General features: G+C 57.3%; 16 protein-coding genes and 3 pseudogenes. 14 read left to right on the plus strand and 5 right to left on the minus strand.

The genetic code is table 11. From position 1 onward, the window contains the following. The first annotated feature begins 149 nt into the window (after window positions 1–149). The 4 genes and pseudogenes from YH3_RS26020 (at window position 150) to YH3_RS26030 (ending at window position 2,014) form a co-directional block, all read left to right on the plus strand. Entirely contained in the window at window positions 150–746 is a 597-nt protein-coding gene (locus tag YH3_RS26020; RefSeq protein WP_238592709.1) for a TIR domain-containing protein, read from the plus strand. A gap of 154 nt (window positions 747–900) precedes the next feature. Beyond that, window positions 901–1,257, plus strand: coding sequence for a macro domain-containing protein (locus YH3_RS37395; protein ID WP_371595420.1), 357 nt, complete (start codon window positions 901–903; stop codon window positions 1,255–1,257). After that, window positions 1,239–1,568 (plus strand): annotated as a pseudogene (locus YH3_RS37400) (macro domain-containing protein); the annotation flags it as partial. The gene YH3_RS37395 and the pseudogene YH3_RS37400, both read left to right, overlap by 19 nt. Beyond that, window positions 1,565–2,014 (plus strand): HIT family protein, encoded by a 450-nt coding sequence (locus tag YH3_RS26030; protein ID WP_064444363.1) that lies wholly within the window; start codon window positions 1,565–1,567, stop codon window positions 2,012–2,014. The pseudogene YH3_RS37400 and the gene YH3_RS26030, both read left to right, overlap by 4 nt. Window positions 2,015–2,022: 8 nt before the next feature. Here the strand turns inward: YH3_RS26030 and YH3_RS26035 are convergent. Continuing rightward, a pseudogene (locus YH3_RS26035) lies at window positions 2,023–3,032 on the minus strand (IS481 family transposase). A 276-nt stretch (window positions 3,033–3,308) separates the two neighbouring features. On the opposite strand from YH3_RS26035, the gene YH3_RS26040 reads away from it, so the two are divergent. From YH3_RS26040 to YH3_RS26050, 4 genes are all read left to right on the plus strand, one after another. Beyond that, window positions 3,309–4,316 (plus strand): IS481 family transposase, encoded by a 1,008-nt coding sequence (locus tag YH3_RS26040; RefSeq protein ID WP_154100353.1) that lies wholly within the window; start codon window positions 3,309–3,311, stop codon window positions 4,314–4,316. Next, a complete protein-coding gene (locus YH3_RS36415) occupies window positions 4,300–5,496 on the plus strand; it encodes a DEAD/DEAH box helicase (protein WP_202970098.1) in 1,197 nt (398 codons plus the stop codon). The genes YH3_RS26040 and YH3_RS36415 overlap by 17 nt, the downstream gene beginning before the upstream one ends. Window positions 5,497–5,659: 163 nt before the next feature. Further along, window positions 5,660–6,484, plus strand: coding sequence for an ATP-binding domain-containing protein (locus YH3_RS36420; RefSeq protein ID WP_202970099.1), 825 nt, complete (start codon window positions 5,660–5,662; stop codon window positions 6,482–6,484). Next, complete coding sequence (locus tag YH3_RS26050; RefSeq protein ID WP_193777201.1) at window positions 6,477–7,163, plus strand: DUF2290 domain-containing protein; 687 nt, start codon at window positions 6,477–6,479, stop codon at window positions 7,161–7,163. Before YH3_RS36420 ends, YH3_RS26050 begins: the two co-directional genes overlap by 8 nt. An 86-nt stretch (window positions 7,164–7,249) precedes the next feature. Here the strand turns inward: YH3_RS26050 and YH3_RS26055 are convergent, their stop codons facing one another. Together YH3_RS26055 and YH3_RS26060 are read right to left on the minus strand one after the other, a co-directional pair. Then, on the minus strand, window positions 7,250–8,332 hold the full coding sequence (locus YH3_RS26055; RefSeq protein ID WP_064444365.1) for a three-Cys-motif partner protein TcmP: 1,083 nt from the start codon (window positions 8,330–8,332) through the stop codon (window positions 7,250–7,252). A 96-nt stretch (window positions 8,333–8,428) separates the two neighbouring features. After that, window positions 8,429–9,169 carry a DUF5131 family protein gene (locus tag YH3_RS26060; RefSeq protein WP_064444366.1) on the minus strand — a complete coding sequence of 247 codons (741 nt, stop codon included), beginning with the start codon at window positions 9,167–9,169 and terminating at the stop codon, window positions 8,429–8,431. Between the two features lie 1,520 nt (window positions 9,170–10,689). Between YH3_RS26060 and YH3_RS26065 the strand changes: the two genes are divergently transcribed. After that, window positions 10,690–11,397: a hypothetical protein gene (locus YH3_RS26065; RefSeq protein WP_064444657.1), complete on the plus strand. Its 708-nt coding sequence runs from the start codon at window positions 10,690–10,692 to the stop codon at window positions 11,395–11,397. A 40-nt stretch (window positions 11,398–11,437) separates the two neighbouring features. Beyond that, a complete protein-coding gene (locus YH3_RS26070; RefSeq protein WP_064444367.1) occupies window positions 11,438–12,529 on the plus strand; it encodes a hypothetical protein in 1,092 nt (363 codons plus the stop codon). 237 nt (window positions 12,530–12,766) lie between these two features. Here YH3_RS26070 and YH3_RS36865 read toward each other — a convergent pair. Continuing rightward, window positions 12,767–13,189, minus strand: a pseudogene (locus YH3_RS36865) (recombinase family protein); the annotation flags it as partial. 738 nt (window positions 13,190–13,927) lie between these two features. Here YH3_RS36865 and YH3_RS26085 point away from each other — a divergent pair. Next, window positions 13,928–15,043 (plus strand): NAD(P)/FAD-dependent oxidoreductase, encoded by a 1,116-nt coding sequence (locus YH3_RS26085; RefSeq protein WP_082920674.1) that lies wholly within the window; start codon window positions 13,928–13,930, stop codon window positions 15,041–15,043. A gap of 10 nt (window positions 15,044–15,053) precedes the next feature. Here YH3_RS26085 and YH3_RS26090 read toward each other — a convergent pair whose 3' ends face one another. Beyond that, window positions 15,054–17,588, minus strand: a complete 2,535-nt coding sequence (locus YH3_RS26090) for an alpha/beta fold hydrolase (protein ID WP_064444371.1) — start codon at window positions 17,586–17,588, stop codon at window positions 15,054–15,056. Between the two features lie 178 nt (window positions 17,589–17,766). Between YH3_RS26090 and YH3_RS26095 the strand changes: the two genes are divergently transcribed. The 3 genes from YH3_RS26095 (at window position 17,767) to bluB (ending at window position 20,129) form a co-directional block, all read left to right on the plus strand. Further along, a complete protein-coding gene (locus tag YH3_RS26095) occupies window positions 17,767–18,369 on the plus strand; it encodes a lipocalin family protein (protein WP_064444372.1) in 603 nt (200 codons plus the stop codon). Between the two features lie 81 nt (window positions 18,370–18,450). Next, a complete protein-coding gene (locus YH3_RS26100) occupies window positions 18,451–19,503 on the plus strand; it encodes a GTP-binding protein (RefSeq protein WP_064444373.1) in 1,053 nt (350 codons plus the stop codon). Then, complete coding sequence (gene bluB, locus YH3_RS26105; RefSeq protein WP_007731309.1) at window positions 19,500–20,129, plus strand: 5,6-dimethylbenzimidazole synthase; 630 nt, start codon at window positions 19,500–19,502, stop codon at window positions 20,127–20,129. The genes YH3_RS26100 and bluB overlap by 4 nt, the downstream gene beginning before the upstream one ends. Window positions 20,130–20,212 lie beyond the last annotated feature (83 nt).

The raw sequence follows: 20,212 nt of genomic DNA on the forward strand, positions 1-20,212 counted from the left end.
GCGCAATGCCCGCGGCGAGTTGAGAGAAAAGGCGACTACTCGGCGATGCAGTGATCAGGTCCGAGCATTTCCCAAGCCACCTGATTTAAGGGTGGTGGGTTCAGTCAGCTGTGGCTCTAGTGCATGACGTATGCAACCTGCTCGGGTAGATGCCGGGCAACGATCGAGAATTCGGGCTACTCATGAGCTACAGAAACAAGACCTATGTCGCCTTCGCCAGCGAAGATATCCATTACTACAGGTTGATGGAGGCCTGGCGAGAAAACGACAAGATCGACTTTGACTTCTACAACGCGCACACACTCTTCGTCTCTCGCGATGAGAGCAAGCCGGAGACGATCAAGCGAAATCTGCGGGAGCGTATGAAGAACGCCAAGCAGGTCGTTCTGCTTGGCAGTCCAACGGGGCGGCGGAAGGGAAGCGACGGTCAGTCGTTCCTCGCCCATGAGATCAAAGTGGCGATGGAGTTCAATCTACCGATCGTTATCGCGAACCTCGACGGTGGTCGAATCGTCAACAAGGCAGTGATTCCTCAGCCGTTGCTCGATACCAGCCGCTACACGCTGTCAGTGTCGTTTCAACCGAAAATCATCGACCTCGCGCTCAAGAACTACGCCGTCCATTACGCAACTACAGACAATGTGGGCCCCCACGAGAGACAATGTGGGCCCCCACGAGTACAACAGCCGGGTCTACGCAGGACTGGGGCTGTGAGCTCCGCTCTCCGCAGCGACTTGTTCAGCTAAAGGTTCCTGCTCTCGGCAGCCACATGGTTTTTCGCATGGGCTGGCATCATCGCGGTTCTCGGACAAATACTCGACTGGACTTTCAAACTCGCCAAGTACGGGTGGTGGGGGCACGCTGTCCTCGGGGTGGCACTCGTCCGGAATCCCACTTTCAATGTGGCGATCATGGCCGCGGCCTATCGAGGAAACCTACGAATCCCCGAGCAGTCGGATCCGAATCGTCAAAGGTGATCTCTTCGATGAAGGAGGGCACCTGGTGATTGGCACATGCGACACCTTCGATACAGCGATTCCAAACATAATTGCGCGGACCAGCCTTCAGGGCATCGCCTTGGAACGTCTGTACGATAACGATGTGGCTAGGTTGGACGCCGACCTCGACGCTGCACTCAGCTCTACGGCGCCGCGCGATACCGTCACCAAGGTAGGGAAGACTGTTCGCTACCCGTTGGGAACTGTCGCCGTTACTGAACGTCCCCCAGAAAGCTCTTCTTCGTCGCATACACCATGATGGATGAGCATAACAATGTGCAGGGAACCCCTGACGGGTTATGGGTCAGCCTCAACGCACTGTGGAGCTCCATCTCGAAGCATGGGAACGGGCACACGGTCTGTATGCCCGTGATCGGTGGCGGCATGTCACGCATGTCCAATATCGTTCCAACTCAAGACTCGATCCGATTCACGATTTTGTCGTTCATGTTTGCATCGAGAAACAACAAGGTCTGTGACGAGCTACGTCTGGTTCTTCGACCACAGGATTACGAGCGGCTGGATCGGCTTGAGCTGCAAGCTTTTCTGACATCACTGAAACCATCATGACTGACACAACAGCCCTCGATGTGCCCAAAAACGACAAGTGCGCATTCTGCGACTATCTCTCGGGGCGACGCCCCTTCACGGTGGCCGCTCGCACCAATGCGGTCGCGGTGCTGGTGACACGTGAGCAGCGGGGCGTTCCACACCTTCTGGTCGTGCCTGTGGCACATCGGGAAACGAGCCTAGATCTCTCGGACTGTGAGATCGCAGCGGTGGCGGCCGGCGTGCGCGCCGCGGCCCAAGCGATTAATGACGCGTATGAGCGCCCCGGTATCACGGTGTGGCAGAACAACGGCATCCCAGCTCACCAGACGATCGCACACGTTCACTTCCACGTGGCTGGCACCCTCCCCGAAGGTGGGACCGACTGGGGAGATGTCTCTGAACAGCCCTTAGGAGAAACGGACGCGATCGCACAGATTATCTTGCCGCATCTCCATCTCGCTTGATCGGCCGCCTAGCTGTAGGAGGAACGGACGTTGGTGACGGGGTGCCGGCGGTAAGCGGCGGGCGGTCGTCCTCCGCGTGCTGAATGCGGGCGATGGTAATTATAGTAAACATTCCACACCTCGACGGCAGTGCGCCGTTGCTGCTCGCTGGTGTATTCGCGGGAGTACAGCAGTTCTTCAGCGAGAATACGGTTGTAGCGTTCGACTTTCCCGTTGCGTTTCGGCGTGTACGGCTTGATTCGATAGTGCCGCGCATCGGGGAGTGAAGCGGTGAAATCTGCTGCCCGATAGCATGATTCGTTGTCGGTGATCACCCGCTCGATACGCGTGATGCCGTGGGCGGCGAAGAAGAGTCGGGCGTTTTGTTCATGAAATCGATGGCTGTTGCGGCGGTTTCGTCATCGCGTGCTTCGGTGTATGCCAAACGGGTGTTCCCGTCGATCGCGGAATGCAAGTAGGTGTAGCCGATGCGGGGTTGCTTGTTCTTCGTTTTCCTGCGCTGGGATCGTTTGGCCTGCTCGGAACCTCGCCCGTGGACGCGCCAACCTCCGCCGTCCGGAATTTTTCCGACTTTCTTCACATCGACGTGGATCATCTGACCGGGTCGTTTCGCGTCGATGACCTGGGGTTTGCGGTTCGTTTCGCCGTTCGGGTCGATGAACCGGCGACGGTGCAACCCCAGATTCCGCAGGATTTTCGTGACGGTCCGGCGAGCGATGACCGTTCCGCCCATTCGGAGTTCGAACGTGATGCGCGCGGCCGACCATTTCCGGGTTCGTCGCATCGCTTCGATCTCGGCCACGATCTCTGCGGTTGTGGCGGTGGGTTGATGGTGTGGTGCGCTGGATCGGTCCTGTAATCCCAGGTCACCGTATTTGCGATACCGGTTGACCCACTTCGAGGCGCATTGCCGGGAGATCCCCATCTCGGCGGCGACATGCGCAGTCGGACGAGTTCGGCATCGTTCGACGAGTCGCCGTCTTCCTTCCACGGTCAATGGGGCATTACGGTGTGTCACACGGGGCTGGTCCCTTTGCTCTTGATGGTCTGTTTCGCAACTTCCATCCTGCCGCGAAGGACAAGCCCGTCTCGTTCACTCCCGCGTCAGCAACTTCCGCGCCCCACAACACCTAGTGCGATTCATCGACCAAGTTCCGCTCAACTAGGATTCAGAGTGTGTCTAGATGTTGTGGGTATGGACGTTGTTGACGCGGGACTGAAGTAGACGGGCTGGTCCTCGGCGTAAGAATGGGAGTTGCGACACAACCGTTCTCGACCAAAAAGGACCAGCCCTGTGACACACCGTAATGCCCCACTCACTGTCGAAGGAAGACGACGACTCGTCGAGCGGTGCCAGAGCCGTCCGATCGCCCACGTCGCCGCAGAAATGGGTATCTCACGCCAATGCGCATCCAAGTGGGTCAACCGGCACCGCAAGTACGGTGACCTGGGACTGCAGGACCGATCCAGCACACCAATACACCAACCGGCCGCCACCGCGGCAGGGATCGTGACCGAGATCGAATCCATGCGACGAACCCGAAAATGGTCGGCCTCACGCATCACCTTCGAACTGGGAACCGACGGCATCGTCATTGCTCGTCGAACAGTCACGAAAATTCTGCGGAACCTAGGATTGCACCGTCGCCGGTTCATCGACCCGAACGGCGAAACCAACCGAAAACCCCAGGTCATCATTGCGAAACGACCTGGTCAGATGGTCCACGTCGATGTGAAGAAAGTCGGGAAGATCCCCGACGGCGGCGGCTGGCGTGCCCACGGCCGCGGCTCCGAGCAGGCCAAACGATCCGAGCGCCGGAAAAAGAAGAACAAACAGGCCCGCCTCGGCTACACCTATCTGCATTCCGCGATCGACGGCAACACCCGCCTGGCGTACACCGAAGCCCGCGACAACGAAACCGCTGCAACAGCCATCGATTTCATGAACAACGCCCGCGTCTTCTTCGCCGCACACGGAATCGCTCGCATCGAGCGCGTGATCACCGACAACGGATCATGCTATCGCGCAGCAGATTTCACATCTTCACTGCGAGAGGCACGGCACTACCGGATCAAGCCGTACACCCCGAAACACAACGGGAAGGTCGAGCGCTACAACCGCATCCTCGCCGAAGAACTGCTGTACTCCCGCGAGTACACCAGCGAAGCCCAGCGTCGCACCGCCGTCGAAATCTGGAATGTTCACTATAATTATCACCGACCGCATTCAACACGCGGAGGACGACCGCCTGCCGCTTACCGCCGGCACCGCGTAACTAACGTCCGTGCCTCATACATCTAGAAGCCTCACAATCGTCCGCGGAACCAATGACAAGCCTGTAGCAAGCGAGCAGCTGGCTACAGCACTCACTGCTGCGCCTGAGATTGACGGACAGCTTCTGATTGGCTACCCCATCATCGGTTCGCCCGATGGCCGACGGAACATAGACGCCGTCTACATATCGCTGAATCACGGCGTAGTTATTTTCGACTTGGTCGAGGGTACCGACATCGAAGGCTACGAGGACCGCCAGGATGAAGTTGCAACCAAACTTGAAGCCAGGCTCCTAACACATCGCGAACTGGTGAAACGTAGAAAACTAACAATCGATGTGCGTACTATCACCTTCGCTCCTGCGCTCAACAGCAGGCATATACCCCCAGTTGACCCAGACTACTCAGTGGCCAACAGCTCGAACCTTGTTGCATCGATCACCTCGACGCGGTGGGAAGATAGTGACGATGACGTGTACATGCGGGCCCTGTCTGCGATTCAAAATATCTCCACAATTCGCAGGGCTCGCACTGCTCGAATCCTTACTGCATCAGATTCACGCGGTGCGCGACTCCAGGCCCTAGAGAATTCAATTGCAACTCTTGACAGCACTCAGGAAAAGGCCGTAATTGAGACATCGCCCGATGTGCAGCGAATTCGCGGCCTGGCAGGCTCCGGGAAGACGATTGTTCTTGCCTTGAAAGCAGCATATCTTCACGCCCAACACCCTGAGTGGCGAATCGCGGTAACATTTAATACAAGGTCGCTAAAAGATCAATTTAAAAAACTGATAAACAACTTTTGTGTCGAGCAAACGGGCGAGGAGCCGAACTGGGAGAATTTGCGCATCATAAATGCCTGGGGAGCACCCGGAGGTCCTGAGCGTGATGGAGTTTTTCACGAGTTCTGCAAGACCAACGGGATTGAATATCTCGACTTTGGATCCGCAAAAGAGAGGTATGGACGAGATGACGCATTCCGGGGCGTATGTGGTGAAGCCTTAAAGCAGGTGTCCGAGCCTAAAGTTAGCTATCAGGCTATTCTCATTGATGAAGCTCAAGATTTCCCCGCCGAATTCTTGCGATTGAGCTATTCTATGCTAGGTGATGTAAAGCGCCTGGTTTATGCATACGACGAGCTCCAGACGTTATCTGGCGACGGAATCCCGTCCCCAGCTGAAATATTCGGAACTGGAAAAAAACGGTAAGCCACTAGTTTATTTCGACGAGGATAATTCTCGGGGACCCCGACGTGACATTATTCTTGAAAAATGCTACCGAAACTCCCGTCCGGTTCTAGTATCCGCGCATGGACTCGGGTTCGGGATCTACAGGGAGCCGACCAAAATTGGACAGACTGGAATCGTCCAGATGTTTGATCAACCGGATTTGTGGCTTGAGATAGGCTACGAGGTTAACGACGGACAACTCTCCCCGGGGCATACAGTAGAACTTGAACGTACACCTGATACTAGCCCTCGATTTCTGGAAGAGCATTCTCCTGTCGACGATCTGCTGATGTTTAAATCATTCTCCTCAAAGAAAGAGCAAGACGAGTGGATTGCCAGCGAAATTGCCCAGAACATTAACAGCGATGACCTTCGTTACGATGATGTGATAGTCGTAAATACGGACCCCATTTCAACCCGTCGAAATCTGGGGCCAATTAGAAAGATGCTTGTCGACCAAGAAATTCAAAATCATCTCGCCGGCGTAGACGTCAGTACAGATACATTCTTTAAACCCTCTGAGCCATCTATAACCTTTACGGGAATTCACCGGGCGAAAGGTAATGAGGCGGGTATGGTCTATATCGTTAATGCGCATGAATGTCAAGCTAGTTCAATAAATCTTGCACGGGTTCGAAACCGTCTTTTTACCGCAATCACCCGAAGCAAGGCGTGGGTGCGAGTCGTTGGAGTCGGGCCTGAAATGGAGGCGCTAATTGATGAGTATCAGAAAATAAAGGAAGCGTCGTTCAGGCTGCGATTTGAATATCCTACCGAGAAACAGCGGGCGCAACTTCAGATTCTTCATCGCGACGCTACTGCTGACCAGCTCGCCGGTATCGAGCATCGGAGGGGTGCGTTGCGAGAACTATTTTCGGACATCAAAAGCGGAAAGATGTATCGTGAGGATCTGACGGAGGAAGATTTGGCCCAGTTACGGGATCTTTTGGAATCAGACAGTGAGTAGCCGAAATTCGACAAGTGCACGGGACATATTAAAGGAGGTTAACAGTCTCGTAGGGTTCCTAGTAGAGAACGGGTTCGCGGACCGTTACAATCCGGCTACAATTCTGACCAGCAACGGCAAAGATTCCGTCCAGCATTCGAAATCTGGACTAATCAGTGCTTCCTTCAAGAGTCAGTCATACCGAGATTTATACACGGAACAGCTTGAGTCGGAATCTTTTAATGTTTTGATGCTTGACGGCGCGTTAATTCAAATGGCATATGAATTTGAATCACGCAAACTCACAAAGCATCGATTGGCGTTTCTCCCGTCACCTGACCTGCTCGAATATCAAAATAACGCCGATATTTACTCCCAGGAAATCCTGTTTGCGGAGGTGGTTGAGCGGACAACAGTTCCCGTCCCGATTCGGTTTGATTTTGATAACCGTCCGGAAGTTGTTAAGGAGGTGGATCATCCGGCCTGTCATTTGACTATCGGCCAGTATAAAAACTGCAGAATTGCGGCAACAGCCGCTCTTGCGCCAACTGCCTACATCAATTTTATCCTACGGAATTTCTACAATACTGCAACACGTAAAATTTCAGAGAAACTTCCTATTTCGGATGGAAAGTTTGCAAAATCAATCCATCTTTCGGAGCAACAGATGGTTCATATCGGGATTCCAATGATCGGGTAGGCTGATAGCTCTTATTTTCTTGGCCGTAAGAAATGTCCATCGTCAGGACGCTTGTGCAATTCAGCGCACGGTAAATAGTATTCAAGCTAGAATCTACTCCTCACGATGCTTTGAAACTTAAGTGTTGGCGTGTCAGACTCGATCTGGCCTAGGGCAAGCATCCGTTCGACTACTGCCTTGACTTGACTGGCCTTAAAGACAGTTTGGAAAAGCGCAAAGTTGCGCAGATCGTTGACAGTGGCCCCGCTATCGCCTATCGATCTCAAATGTTGTATCAACAGGCGCCGCAATGGTTCAGTATTAGGTTCAAACATTATCGAAAGGGTCTGTTGATCCGGATCCCGTGGATCTCGATACCCGGCCCCTGCGACGGCATCTACCTCCCACATCGCCTCTTTCATCTTTTCCAGCCCTCTTCGGTGAGTAGTGCCGAAGACTAGATAGAGAGCATGGCCATTCTCGTCAACAAGTTCGAAGTCTAAAACGTAGTCAAAGCCACATTTTCGAATTGTCTCGCGATAGTGTTGTAGGAGCCACCTTGCCTTATTGGCGGATGGCTGTTCTCGAACTTTACGCCATTCCTTGTCGCCGAAAACCTTGTCGCCATGCTCCAGTTTCTCATCTCCAGCGAACCGCGAAAAGTACTGTGGTTGTATCGTAATCAGAACTTCGCTGTTTAAGTTCTTCGCCACCTTCTGGACAAGATCGAGCCAAACTGCACCTCCCCAGGTATCGAGAACCACAAGCATGGGCCGCCCCCAAGCGTCATGGCGATGTAAAAGCTGCTCTAGGGCTGGCACACACTCCCCCTGGACGATATCGACTGTCATCCCATATTTTGGCAGGTCTGATAGAGCTACTGGTTCTGCTGCTGCGGACATCTTTTCCTTGAGCAGGTTTATGCACCGAGGATCTTTGTCTACGAATAGTAATCGCAGCTTATGGCTAGACGTTCGTAACTTCCTGTCGTCAAGAATAGTGCGCAAAGCAATCACCGGAGACCCGGGTTCGCCGTTTGTGTAGATCCCCGGCCCTGAAAATCCCTCGGCATAGGTAATGTCGCCACCCCATCCAGCTGCCATGATCGGAAACCACTTACTCAAGTACTGGCGGTACAAGGCGTGCTTGATCTTAGTGTGAGGATCTGCAGCCCAAGGAACTGGATTCACGCTCTACTCCTTAACGGCACCGCTGTTTTGTGTCCAATCGCGATATACGATACGAGGTTCGGTGCACAGATCGATCACCGCATACGCTCTTGGGGCTCACGCGCTGCGAGCAGGCATCTCATCCCACACCCTTCCGTCCAGTAGACGCCCCAAGGTTTTCGGTGTACGCCCTCCCCACTGCTTGAAGAAGAACGGTACGTTCGCATCCCTACAGCTATCACGGATCGCGCGGGCCCACGCTACATCCATAGGCCGGTAGCCAGGGCCAGATTCCCCACCAGCAATGACCCATCCGATCCCAGTGAGGTCGATACTGTCGAGTGGGCCAAGAAGCGGCTCACACGACAGAAACTTGACTGCAGCCGGTACACACCGAAGATCATCGACACGGCCGAGGACCGCAGAGTTTTCCACAGATACTCCCATCCACACATTTGGCGGCCAGTCAAGCTGATCGCTTAGGCGACGTAGCCGCAAAGCCCGCTTCGTGAGCACTTGATATGTGTGGCGTGGAGTTTCCCTCATGACATCGAAGACATCCTGCACGTAGCTCAATGGAACCTTCGCGTGAAAGAGATCGCTCATGGAATTGACGAAAACTGTCCGTGGGACTTGCCACCGACGCGGCAGTTCCAGGGCATCGGGATGAAGAGTCAGACCGAATCCTGGGCCCGACGTACGCGGGTCTCCGTCATTCTGATACTTCTCGGAGCCCATCGCTTTCAAGCGCTTCGACAGCGTCATCGCATAACAATGCTCGCAGCCATCGGAGACCTTGTCGCACCCTGTGACTGGGTTCCATGTCACTTCGGTCCACTGAATATTAGATTTGGCCATTTCTCCTTCTATTTCTCGCAGCTCTTCGGCGAGCCGATGTCGATTTCGTATCGCAGCGCGAAGGTTTGACTTTCGGTCTCGTGTTGTCCGCAGGAGACACCCTGACATGCCTAAACAGCAAGCACGGACGCCGCGACGTTGGTCCGACGTTCTCGGCCCAGAGGAAGCCCGAACCACTCGAGTCCAGCGTCCTGTCCCCAGGATTGCGACGAATGCACAATTTGCGCGCCTGCACACCTTCCACACAACGGCTCGGCGTGAGGCACCCAGTTCGGATCGTCTTCATCGCGGCAGGGGCTCGACTGACTCCGCGCACGGGCTCGATTAAGTCATTGATCGGACGTACAAGGATCGCCTCTCTCAGTCGCGCGGGTTGATCGGCGCGGAAAGCTGGATCTGCCAAGCAGTAGCTCACCTTGAGAGCGTACCCACCGCCGGCTGGACGAGCCTCGTACAGCCGACCTTCATCGACGGTGGCCATCTGCACGTGTTGGCACTTACCCTAAGCGTCGCCTCCATGACTTCACCGGCCGACTCCTACCCCTCGTCCGCATCACAGCTCCACCGCCGATTGGGGCATCGCACCGTGGCGCTAGGATCACTGAGAATCTTCGGGACACTGCCTTGGCTGAGCTGAACCGTTGCGGCAGTGTCGGTGTCGAGTCTCTGGCTCGATACACTGCCCCTAACATCCCGCTTGCACTCAAGTTTGCGAAGGCGTGGACGGGTCCCCGCCTGAGAAATACTACCGTCAGCGGCGAGGCGGATGCCGTTCCTCCTTGGCATCAAGTTCATTCAGCTTTGTCGCCATAGCTGCGTGAAGGTCGTGGACGCTACTGGTGTTCGTTACGACGCTACTGGTGTTAGTTACGCAGCGTCTCGTTGAGTCCGTCCTCAACGTCGGAGGCGGATCCGTGGGGAGTTCAAGTGGTTTGTTCGCAACGATGGAGTTCTCAACATCTTCGGCATTAACGTGCGGGAGATCGCAGATTTATTCTTGCCTGCGCGGCTGCGGAAGTGAGGATAGATACCGCCTTTTCGTTCTTTGGCTACTGTGTAATCAAGCGCGACACGCGTCCATGAGCTGAGCGCCGGGTGTGGGATTGAAGTACTTTGAGGTACTAGGGTGTGGTGACTATCTCGTTGACCGGGTCGGGTTGGGGCGTTGAGAAGCCTCCTTCACTCAGTCGAAGAGTCGCCGGTCGACTATTCCTTGGTGCTGGCCTGAGGGGATTTCCCGATTGCCGACCAGCAACAGGCGGAGTAGGAATCGCGAAGTTTTTGCTGGAGTTTGGTGGGCTGAGACGAGGTTGCTCCGTCAGTCATCGAGGTGACGGCGTGCGGGGAGCCCGAACTTGGCCATCGTGGCGGCGAGCTGAGCGATTGTCGGTGGCTTACAAATGATCGGGGCTCCAATCGTAGGTACCGTGCGAATCGTTTGGTAGCCATCAGAGGATTTGACGGTGGTCCGCGGTATCGTGCGGGGGGGACAACGCACCCAGATTCACCAAGTAAGGATGATGACTGAGTTGAACTTCCCTTGCCCGGTGGCAATTTCGCAGCTCAGGTTACCCGACAATCGTGAGCGGCAGAGCGCTCGCGCGATCAAATGGCTTCTCGATCGACGGGGCGGCCCGATTCTTTTGGTTACCCCGAACAAGAAATTCGACGACGTAGCGATTAAGGCACTCGCGGCCCGCTGGGGGACAACACACGTGACCTGGAAGGGACTTTCATCGGCGAAGTTCTCTGGCCACAGAGTCATTTACGCATGGCCAGATCGCCAGCGTTTGAATGACCTGTGGGGCACGGAAGCTGATGCCCTTGTAGTAATCGAGTGGGGCACGTCTGAAACTGCGGAATGGGTTGAGGACGCGAACCCTGTTTTGCTACTTCCCGGCCACTCGGTTCAGCCGCGCGAGGTTGCGAGCGAAGCTGCTGGCGAGGCGCTCCTCAACGGCGTCGACGACGTCCTCAAGAGCGTCGAGGCATGGGCAGCGGGCTACGATTCTGGCCTGAAGTGGAACGAGGAAGACAAGCTGAAGGCGGACATGATGAACCGCCCTGAGCGATGGGCCGACGTCACTGTCGAGCAAGTCCGCGCTAAGTGTAGAGAGCTTGGAATGCGTCCGAACGACATCGACACCATTGCGGGGTTGCTGCAGCGTAGGAAGAATGGTCGGCGATTCAACGTGCGCAGTTCTTACAGAGATTTTCGGTTCAACTAGTCATCGCTGTCTTTTTGATCAACGATCGCGGAGGGCTCGAGTGCAAGCACTGACAATGCATACATTCAACACGGATCACGTCTTCGTCGAGTCGTTCTCTGACTATTTCGGGTGGTCCGCGGATGGTGAACGCGCGGCAATTTGGCAGAACCTGGGGATCTTGACGAAGCAGCTCGAAGGTATGGGCATCAATTACGATGCGTTTCGGAATGCGCTGGTCCCGAGGCAGGATAAGCGTGAAGTCTGCCTGATGTTCGACTCACTAATTCTTGAGCGTGGCTACGGGAACTATGCGACTGGCGCAAGCGAGTTTGTCGTTCCGCTCTTGTCGAAGGACCTGACAACTTCGATCCTCCATGGCGATCTAATCAGCAGGAACCAATCGGGAGACCTCGCATACCTTAGGCGGACGTACCCGCACCTCAATCTCGCTGGACTAATCGGAACTAGCCAAATCTACTGCGTTTACATAACCAACCTTAGCTCGAGGAACCTGGACAAGATTGTAGGAGGTCTCGCGGGCACTCCTGGATTCGTCGGGGCCGTCGACACGACATCGCAGTCTCTACTCAAGGATCGGCTGAGCGGTGTTTTGGTTCCAGTGCTCCTCAAGTCCAGATCTATCTATATATTGCAGCACTCCGACACGGTGGAGCCGCAGCATGGTCTTAACGAAGGTACCTGGGCGGTCGGGAGTTCACGGATCGTATCAGTGTACGACCTGCTTTTCGGACAGTATTTGTCGTACAAGATTCAGCGGTCGAGCGGTGGTGCCTTTAGTAGAAATGAGGCGCTCATGCTGACCTCGCTCGACGCGACCTATGCTCGTGCTAGCGATTCTAAAATCGGGGTGATCATTGCCAAGGAGAAGTTCGACTACCTCACTACAAAGAAGCAATCGAACCTCCAGAACATGGGGAAAGGCGATATCAACGCTGGCGAGCTATGTGCTTTGGTCCACGAGCGCATTCGCGATCACTATCTGTTTGGGCTTCGGATCCTTGAGAACGGTGATCTGCTGTGTTCGACCCTTGTGGAGGTCGACCGGGGGGAGCGGTCTCCTTACCGCGCTGAGATCGGCCTCCGCCTCGTGTCGGACGAGAACGCTTTCTACATTACCACCATGTATTAGACGGACTGAGCGGAATGAATTGCCATTTGCATTGAGAACAGTTCGGCACTGGTCGGGGATTTCGAAGGTTCGGTGGATGAGAGGTCCACGGACGGGATCGATTTGGACACTGCGTGAGTCGTGCCCGTCTCGTCGCTGGAGTGTGTTGGTGTAGCCGATAGGGGCTCGGCCGAGGGTTCCCCCTCGTTTGGCTTTTTCACTCATTTTGTAGGCGATGTCTGCGCCGTCGCGTGCGGAGCGATATTCGTTGACAGCCGCGAGGAGTCCGTGGGTGAGTTGACCGACGGGTGTGGCGTCGACGTTTTCGGTGGCGCTGACGAGCGTGACGCCGTGTGCGGTCAGTTCAGTGACGATATGGACATCGTCGGCTCGGTTGCGCGCAAGCCGGGACAGTTCGTAGATGATGAGGTGGGTGACGCCTGTGTCGGATCGGATTCGTTCGAGGAGTTCTTGCAGTACTGGTCGCTGGGTGATGGTGCGGCCGGAGCGGCCTGGTTCGATGTATTCGTCGACGATGGTGAGGTCGGCTTGTTGTGCAGCTCGGCGACAGGCATCACGCTGGGCGGGAATCGAGAGCCCTTCTGGCCCGATGTCAGGCCGGAGCTGTTGGGGTGTGCTGACGCGGAGGTACAGCAGGGCGCGGGAGGGTGATGTAACTATGTGGCCTCCTGGTTAGATTTGTGGGCGTACCCAGTAAGTCTCACTATGAGTCATCGGCCTGAGGATGCGCTGATCTTTCCCTGCCGTGACTGTCGCGCATCGCCACGCCTCGTCGCAGTAATTGACGTCGAACCGTCCCGTGGTCGACGCCGAACTTTTCTCCGATCCTCGCCAATGACATTCCGGATTGATAAAGCTGAATAGCGTCATCGATTTGCGAGTCACTGAGTCCGATTTGGCGTAGCGTGACGCCTTCTCGTTTGAGAACCCGCGCGATGGTTTGACGAGTCAGCTGTAGCTGCTCGGCAAGCGCTTTCATGCTCGCGCCGGCCGCGTGACCAGAAATGATGCGGGCAGTGTCGTCGGTCGTCAGGCGACGCTGCGGCACTCGAACCACTTCCGGAGAAGTGGCCCTGACCGGCACTGATCCGATTTCACTCCCGTCATCTCGGGTCGCTTCTAGGACCCGTTTCATGGGGGAGGATAAGTGCGAACATAGTCCACTTAGTTCCACCCGAACAAATGCTCTGCACCAATCGGTGCAGAGCATTTGTTGTATTCGAGCCAGTGTTGTGTTGTCGACTCTGTGTTTTTCGAGTCTCTATTGCATGCAGCACAGTTCTGCCTAGATGTGTCGACCGCCATAACGCCAGGGCGTCAATGTTCAATAACGTCCGCGATGAGGCCTGATCATCCCGTGCATTCTCAGCATGGGGACCGTTGGCGGAACGGAGAACCATGAGTGCACACGTGGTGATAATCGGGGCAGGATATGCGGGCGTCATGGCAGCGAAGCGACTGCTGAGAACTCGGTCGGACATCACGGTGACCGTCGTGAATCCGCGCCCACACTTCGTGCAAAGAATCAGGCTCCATCAGATGATCGCGGCTGGCTACGACGCGACGGTCTCGTTCGACAGGGCGCTACCGCGTGCGGCACACCGAGTCTTCGGAGAGGTGACGACGATCGAGGCGGGGCTCGGCAGGCTTACCCTCGACGACGGCAGTGTGCTCGACTACGACTATCTGGTCTACGCAGTCGGAAGTGGGCAGTTACCCAGCACTATCGGCGGGGCGGCGGAGCACGGGTTCAGCGTCTCCGAATTCGAGGACGCGGTTCGCCTCGAATCCAGACTGGCGACACTCGACGGGAAGGCTACGGTCTGCGTTGTCGGCGGCGGTCTCACCGGCATCGAGACTGCCGCAGAATTGGCTGAGCAGCGAAGCAGCCGAATCACTTTGGTGACCGGAGGAATCGTGGCCCCGGATCTGTCAGAGCGTGCGCGATCTGCAATTCTCAGAACATTGACCGATCTTGGGGTCGACATCGTCACCGAATCCCGGGTTACACGCATTGACGGTTCGTCCTGCGAGCTTGCGGGAGGCGCACGGGTGGAGGCAGATTGCACGATTCTCGCGACAGAATTCGGGGTCCCCGAGCTGGCGCGCCGAAGTGGCCTTCCCGTCGACGGTCTCGGTCGTCTGAAGGTCGACGACCGACTCGAATGCTCGTCCCACCCCAACATCGTCGGTGCGGGTGATGCGGTCGCAGTCGGTGATCTTTCACTGAGGATGAGTTGTCAGGCCGCGATTCCCTTGGGAGTCCATGCGGCCGAGACGATCCTGCATCGACTCGAAGGTTCCGCGCCGCGCCCGGTGGCTCCGAAGTTCGCAGGCCGGTGCATCAGTCTCGGGAGGCGGCGAGGTGTGTTCCAGCGGACCACTCGTGTCGACGACGCAGCGGGCATGTTCATCGCAGGCAGGGCGGGTGCGTTCGTCAAAGAACGAGTGTGCTCGTCGACGACCGAGTGGGCACTCACTCCCCGCCGCTCTTTCTTCTACAACTGGACATGAGCAGCGCTGGTCACGCTCGATCACAGACTCGATCGATGATCGCCGCAGTCTTGCGGACGTACGGTTGGCGGACGACGTCTTCGTGGCACGCGTCGACGTCGTCGAAATCCAGTGAGCCTGTGGCAATGAGTGACCAGATCTCGCGTCCACGGTTGTTGGTGGCTCCACGGATGACGGTGACGGGCGCGGCGCATGCTCGTATCCGATGCTTCCGGAGCGCCTGGCCTCCGATGTAGAGGAACACGGTCCACTGGGTGGCCGGCGGGTACTGCAGAATGCCGGCGAACAGCGTGCGGATCCACATGGCCGCGACGGTGCGTCTGGTCGGCTTCCAGCGGGCATTGGTGGATGGTTGTGGTGCAAGGTCGACGATCGACGGATCCAAAGTGATGCCCGCTCGACCAGCCAGTCGTGCGGCAGCCTCGGTGGAGATTCTGGTGTCGAGAACGGTGACGTGTTCGACAGTGTCACCTGACTCGGACAGCTGTGTCGCCATTTCCAGCGCCACGTAGCCGCCGTACGAGTATCCGGCGAGGAGGTATGGCCCGGTGGGCTGAATCTTCTTGATTTCGAAAATGAAACGGCGGGCGCTTGCTTTCACCGACCGGTCGGGTAGTCCGCGAGATTCGAAGCCGTGTGGCTGAAGTGCGTAAACCGGCCGATCGGTGTGAAGCGCTTTCGACAAGGTGGACAGCGTCGTCGATGGGCACCCCGCTCCGTTCATGATGAACAGCGGTCGCCCGGAGCCTTCGAGCTTCAGTGGCACCATCGTGTTGTGACAGACTCGATCATCGGGATCGATTCTGCGCCGATCCACCAGCGCTGCAAGGTCTTTGACGGTACTGGCGGCCGCGAACTCCGCCGCCGTGATCCGGATCCGGAACATGTCGTGAATCTTTGCCACCACTTCGGTTGAAGCAAGCGAATCGCCGCCGAGTTCGAAGAAGTCGTCCTCACGGTCGATGGAGTCGATACCGAGAATCGACTCCCAGATCGAGGACAACCACAATTCGGCGGGCCCGGCGAGAGTCGGTGGAGTGGACCGCACCTCGACGGAGGGCAGCGCTGTTCGATCGACCTTTCCTCTTTCGTTGCGGGGCAACGCCGGCATCAGAACAAAATGTCGGGGGAGCATCCAGGCCGGCAGATATGTCGCCAATTCGCGCCGCATCTCGGCGCCCGACCGTGCCATCACGGCTTTGGTCAGGACCACGTAGGCGACGATCTCCGGTCGATCGTTCTCGAGGACGACGGCCACGAAAACATCGGCGGCGCCTGGAATTCGACGAATATGCGCCTCGACTTCCATCGGCTCCACCAGGTAGCCCCGAATCTTGACGGCGTCGTCGACGCGTCCCCGCAGTTGCAGTTCTCCGCGTTCGTCGATGCGGCCCCGGTCACCGGTCCGGTAGATGCTCACTCCGTCGCCCAGGCGCGTGAATCGTGTTGCAGTTCGATCCGGGTCGCCGTGGTATCCGTCGGCAAGATCACTGGAGACAACCTGAATCTCTCCGATCTCTCCGTCGGGGAGAGGCACGCCGTTCACATCGACGATCTGTACGTCCTTGCCGTCGCGAGCACGTCCGGCCGGTACCACTCCGACGGGTAGTTCGGAATGTGGTGGGAACACGTTGTACGCGACGACACCGGTCTCGGTGGTGGCCAGCCAGTTGACGTACGTGACGCGAGCGAAGCCGTGACTGCGATGGCGCGCGTAGTCCTCGCCGTGAACTGCTTCCCCGTACGTTACGACGACGCGTAGGGAACCGATCGAATCATCATTTGCTGCACCGCAATCGAGATCTGACCACGCCCGCAGAAAAGACGGCGCACAGTGCGTGGTCGTGATCGAATTCTCGATCAGCCAGTCGTCGATTCCCGAGACGCCGTCGATACGTGGATCCCAGCAGTAGACCGTGACTCCGTTCATAAGCCCCATGATCAGGGCCGTGATTCCGGCTCCGAAACTGACGGGCAACAGGTTCCCGATGTGATCGTCGGGTCGCAGGTCGATTGCTGCGGCGAGTTCGTCGGCCTTGTTCAGGCACATGGAGTGGCTCAACACGACTCCCTTGGGTGCCCCGCTGGTGCCTGACGTGAACGCGATCATTGCAGGGTCGGAACTCGATGGTTCCAACGCGCTGTCGAATCTGAAGCCCGTCGCAGCAGACTCGTCGAGTATCGACTGCAGCGGGACTGCACCCGAGGTGCTCATGATGTGCGCTCGGCGGGCCTCGGGGAGTTGTGGGTCGATCATGACCAAGGGCCGACCGGAAATCAGAGTGGCGAGGATGGCGGGCACCGACTCGGCCGTTGGTTCGAGATCGACCGCAACCGGGCGTGCCCCGTGTGACCCACGTAGGCGAAGTTCGCGGACCAATGCGTCGGTCCGGAGTTCGAGTTCGGCGAAAGTGATCCGGTCGCGCGGAGTCACGACGGCAACGGCGTCGTGCTGCATAGAGGTGACTCGGCGCCACCTCGACTCGATCGTCTCGTCGATGACTGCATAGCGAGTGCGTTCTAGACCTAAGTCGACAACCTTCATCACAGTAGCTCCGTCCGACTTTCAGCTATCTTTTAGCAAAGACTACATAAGGTTTGTGAAGTAGGTCCATAACAAACCAAAAGTAGTTTTACATACCGCCCCATCCTCCAGTCCGTCAGCTCCGAATGTCTTGAGGAACCAATGCCGATCGAGCGTTGTACAGACGAGGAGCAGTGACATGAAGTGGTCGGGGCGAAGTGCGATTGCGATTGCGGGAGTGTGCGCCGCAGCGACGATGTTTTCGGGAACCGCGCAGGCGAGCCCACTCTGGGAACCCTTGCAGCCGGTGGCGAACCTGGACGTCGCGCGCTACGTAGGGGAATGGAACCAGGTGGCGGCGATTCCTCAGCCCTTCAACCTCGCGTGCGCGAGGGACACCCGGGCGAGTTACGGGATCGTCGATTCGTCGAACGTGAGCGTGAAGAACACGTGTACGACGTGGACCGGTCAAGCCAACGAGATCGTCGGGAATGCCCGAGTTACCGACCCAGCAACGGGTGCCCAGTTGCATGTGAGCTTCCCCGGGGTGCCCTCACAGGAAAGCTTGGACGGCCCACCCAACTACATCGTCACCTACATTGCCGACGACTATTCATGGGCACTGGTGGGCGATCCGCTCAGGCTTTCCGGGTTCGTGCTCTCACGGTCGGCGGTCATCGACGCGGCAGGCTGGAGTGAGATCCGCCGGGTCGCCGAATCCCGTGGATACAACGCATGCACGATCCTGACGTCACCGACCACCGAGGGCACGTCGGACATCCGTCCGCTCTGCACGGTGTGAGTCTGCTGTCAGCGTGAACCTTCCGGAGCCACACTCCACTACGATCACTGATCGGTACGTGTGGTTTCGGAAGGTTGTGTGGTGGCGAAGAAGCAGATTCCCGTAATAGTCGTCGCAGGCTTTCTCGGTTCGGGCAAGACGACGCTGCTCAACCATCTTCTGCGTAACAACGACGGTGTACGCATCGGCGTGATCGTCAACGACTTCGGATCCGTCAACATCGACTCGATGATGGTCGCCGGTCAGGTCGATTCGATGGTCTCTCTCAGCAACGGCTGTTTGTGCTGCGCTGTCGACGTCTCGGACATGGACGAGATGCTGAACAAGTTGGCGCACCGGCAGTCCGGGATCGACGTGATCGTCATCGAGGCCAGCGGGCTTGCCGAGCCGCGGAACATGATTCGACTCGTCCTCGGAAGTGAGAACCCGTCTGTCGTCTACGGCGGCCTGGTGGTCCTGGTCGACGGAGCCAATTTCTCCACCGTTCGCCGCGAACATCCCGAGCTCGATCAACATGTCCGCCTGGCAGACCTGGTGGTAGTCAACAAGATCGACAGCGTTCCGGTCGCCGAACGCGAGCGATTCACGGCCGAAATTCGTAAGTTGAATCCGCGAGCGCCGATGGTGGAAACCTCGCACTCGCGGATAGACCCCGCTCTGTTGTTCGATACCGGCGAGGTGACCCCTCCGGCTCCGGGCGATCAACTGAGCCTCGACGAGCTCCTGCGCGACGGGCACGACGACGATCACGAGGACGGCTCGTGTCATCACGATCACCTGCACCACCGCTACGAATCGGTTGATTTCGCATCGGAGACGCCTCTCGATGCCAGGGCTCTGACGCACTTTCTCGAGAATCAGCCGTCGGGTGTTTACCGCATCAAGGGCTTCGTGAACTTCGAGATTCCGGGCTACACAGGAAAATTCGAGATCCAATCGGTGGGTGATCATGTCCGGATCACGCCGCTGCGATGGAAGTCGGGCGAACCTCGAACCACGCAACTGGTCGTGATCGGTGCCGGGATGGATTCGGGGGCGGTCGGCAGCGCGCTCCGCGCCTGCGTGCGCGAAGAAACGGTCGAACCGCACCCCGACGCCATGCTGGGATTGCACCGCTATACCGTCGGGGCGTGAGTGAATCAGCTGTATCCGTGTACGAAGCGATTCGGCGACGGCGAGACGTTCGCGCCGAGTTCTCGGGAGAGATCGTCCCCGACGAAACTCTGATGCGCATTCTCGACGCCGCCCATCGCGCGCCGAGCGTGGGAAACACGCAACCGTGGGATTTCGTCGTCGTTCGTAATCCGGAGACGCTCGACACCTTCGCGGCACACGTCGCCGATGCCCGGGTGAAATTCGCGCAGTCCTTGCCCGAGGATCGCCGCTCGACGTTCGACCCCATCAAGATCGAGGGAATTGCCGAGAGTGGTACCGGCATCGTCGTCACTTACGACCCGTCGCGCGGTGGCCCGAACATCCTCGGCCGTCATACCGTCGACGACACCGGGCTGTTCTCGGCGGTGCTGGCAATTCAGAATTTGTGGCTCGCCGCGGTAGCCGAGGAGATCGGCATCGGCTGGGTTTCGTTCTACGACGAGAAGTACCTCACCGAACTCATGGGCATTCCGTCACCCGTTCGCCCCATTGCGTGGCTGTGCGTCGGGAAGGTGACCGAGTTTCAACAGGTTCCGGATCTCGAACGCTTCGGATGGCGACAGCGCCGGCCATTGGCCGACGCTGTCCATTACGAAACCTATTGAGTTGTACCGGGCGGCGTTGCGCGCGGGGCGGCGGTGTGGCCTAGCGTGCGGGACGGCCACCGGTGGAGCCTGCGGTGCGAGCG

Origin of the sequence: Rhodococcus sp. YH3-3 (assembly GCF_001653035.1) — a bacterium.
GTDB classification, from domain to species: domain Bacteria; phylum Actinomycetota; class Actinomycetes; order Mycobacteriales; family Mycobacteriaceae; genus Rhodococcus_F; species Rhodococcus_F qingshengii.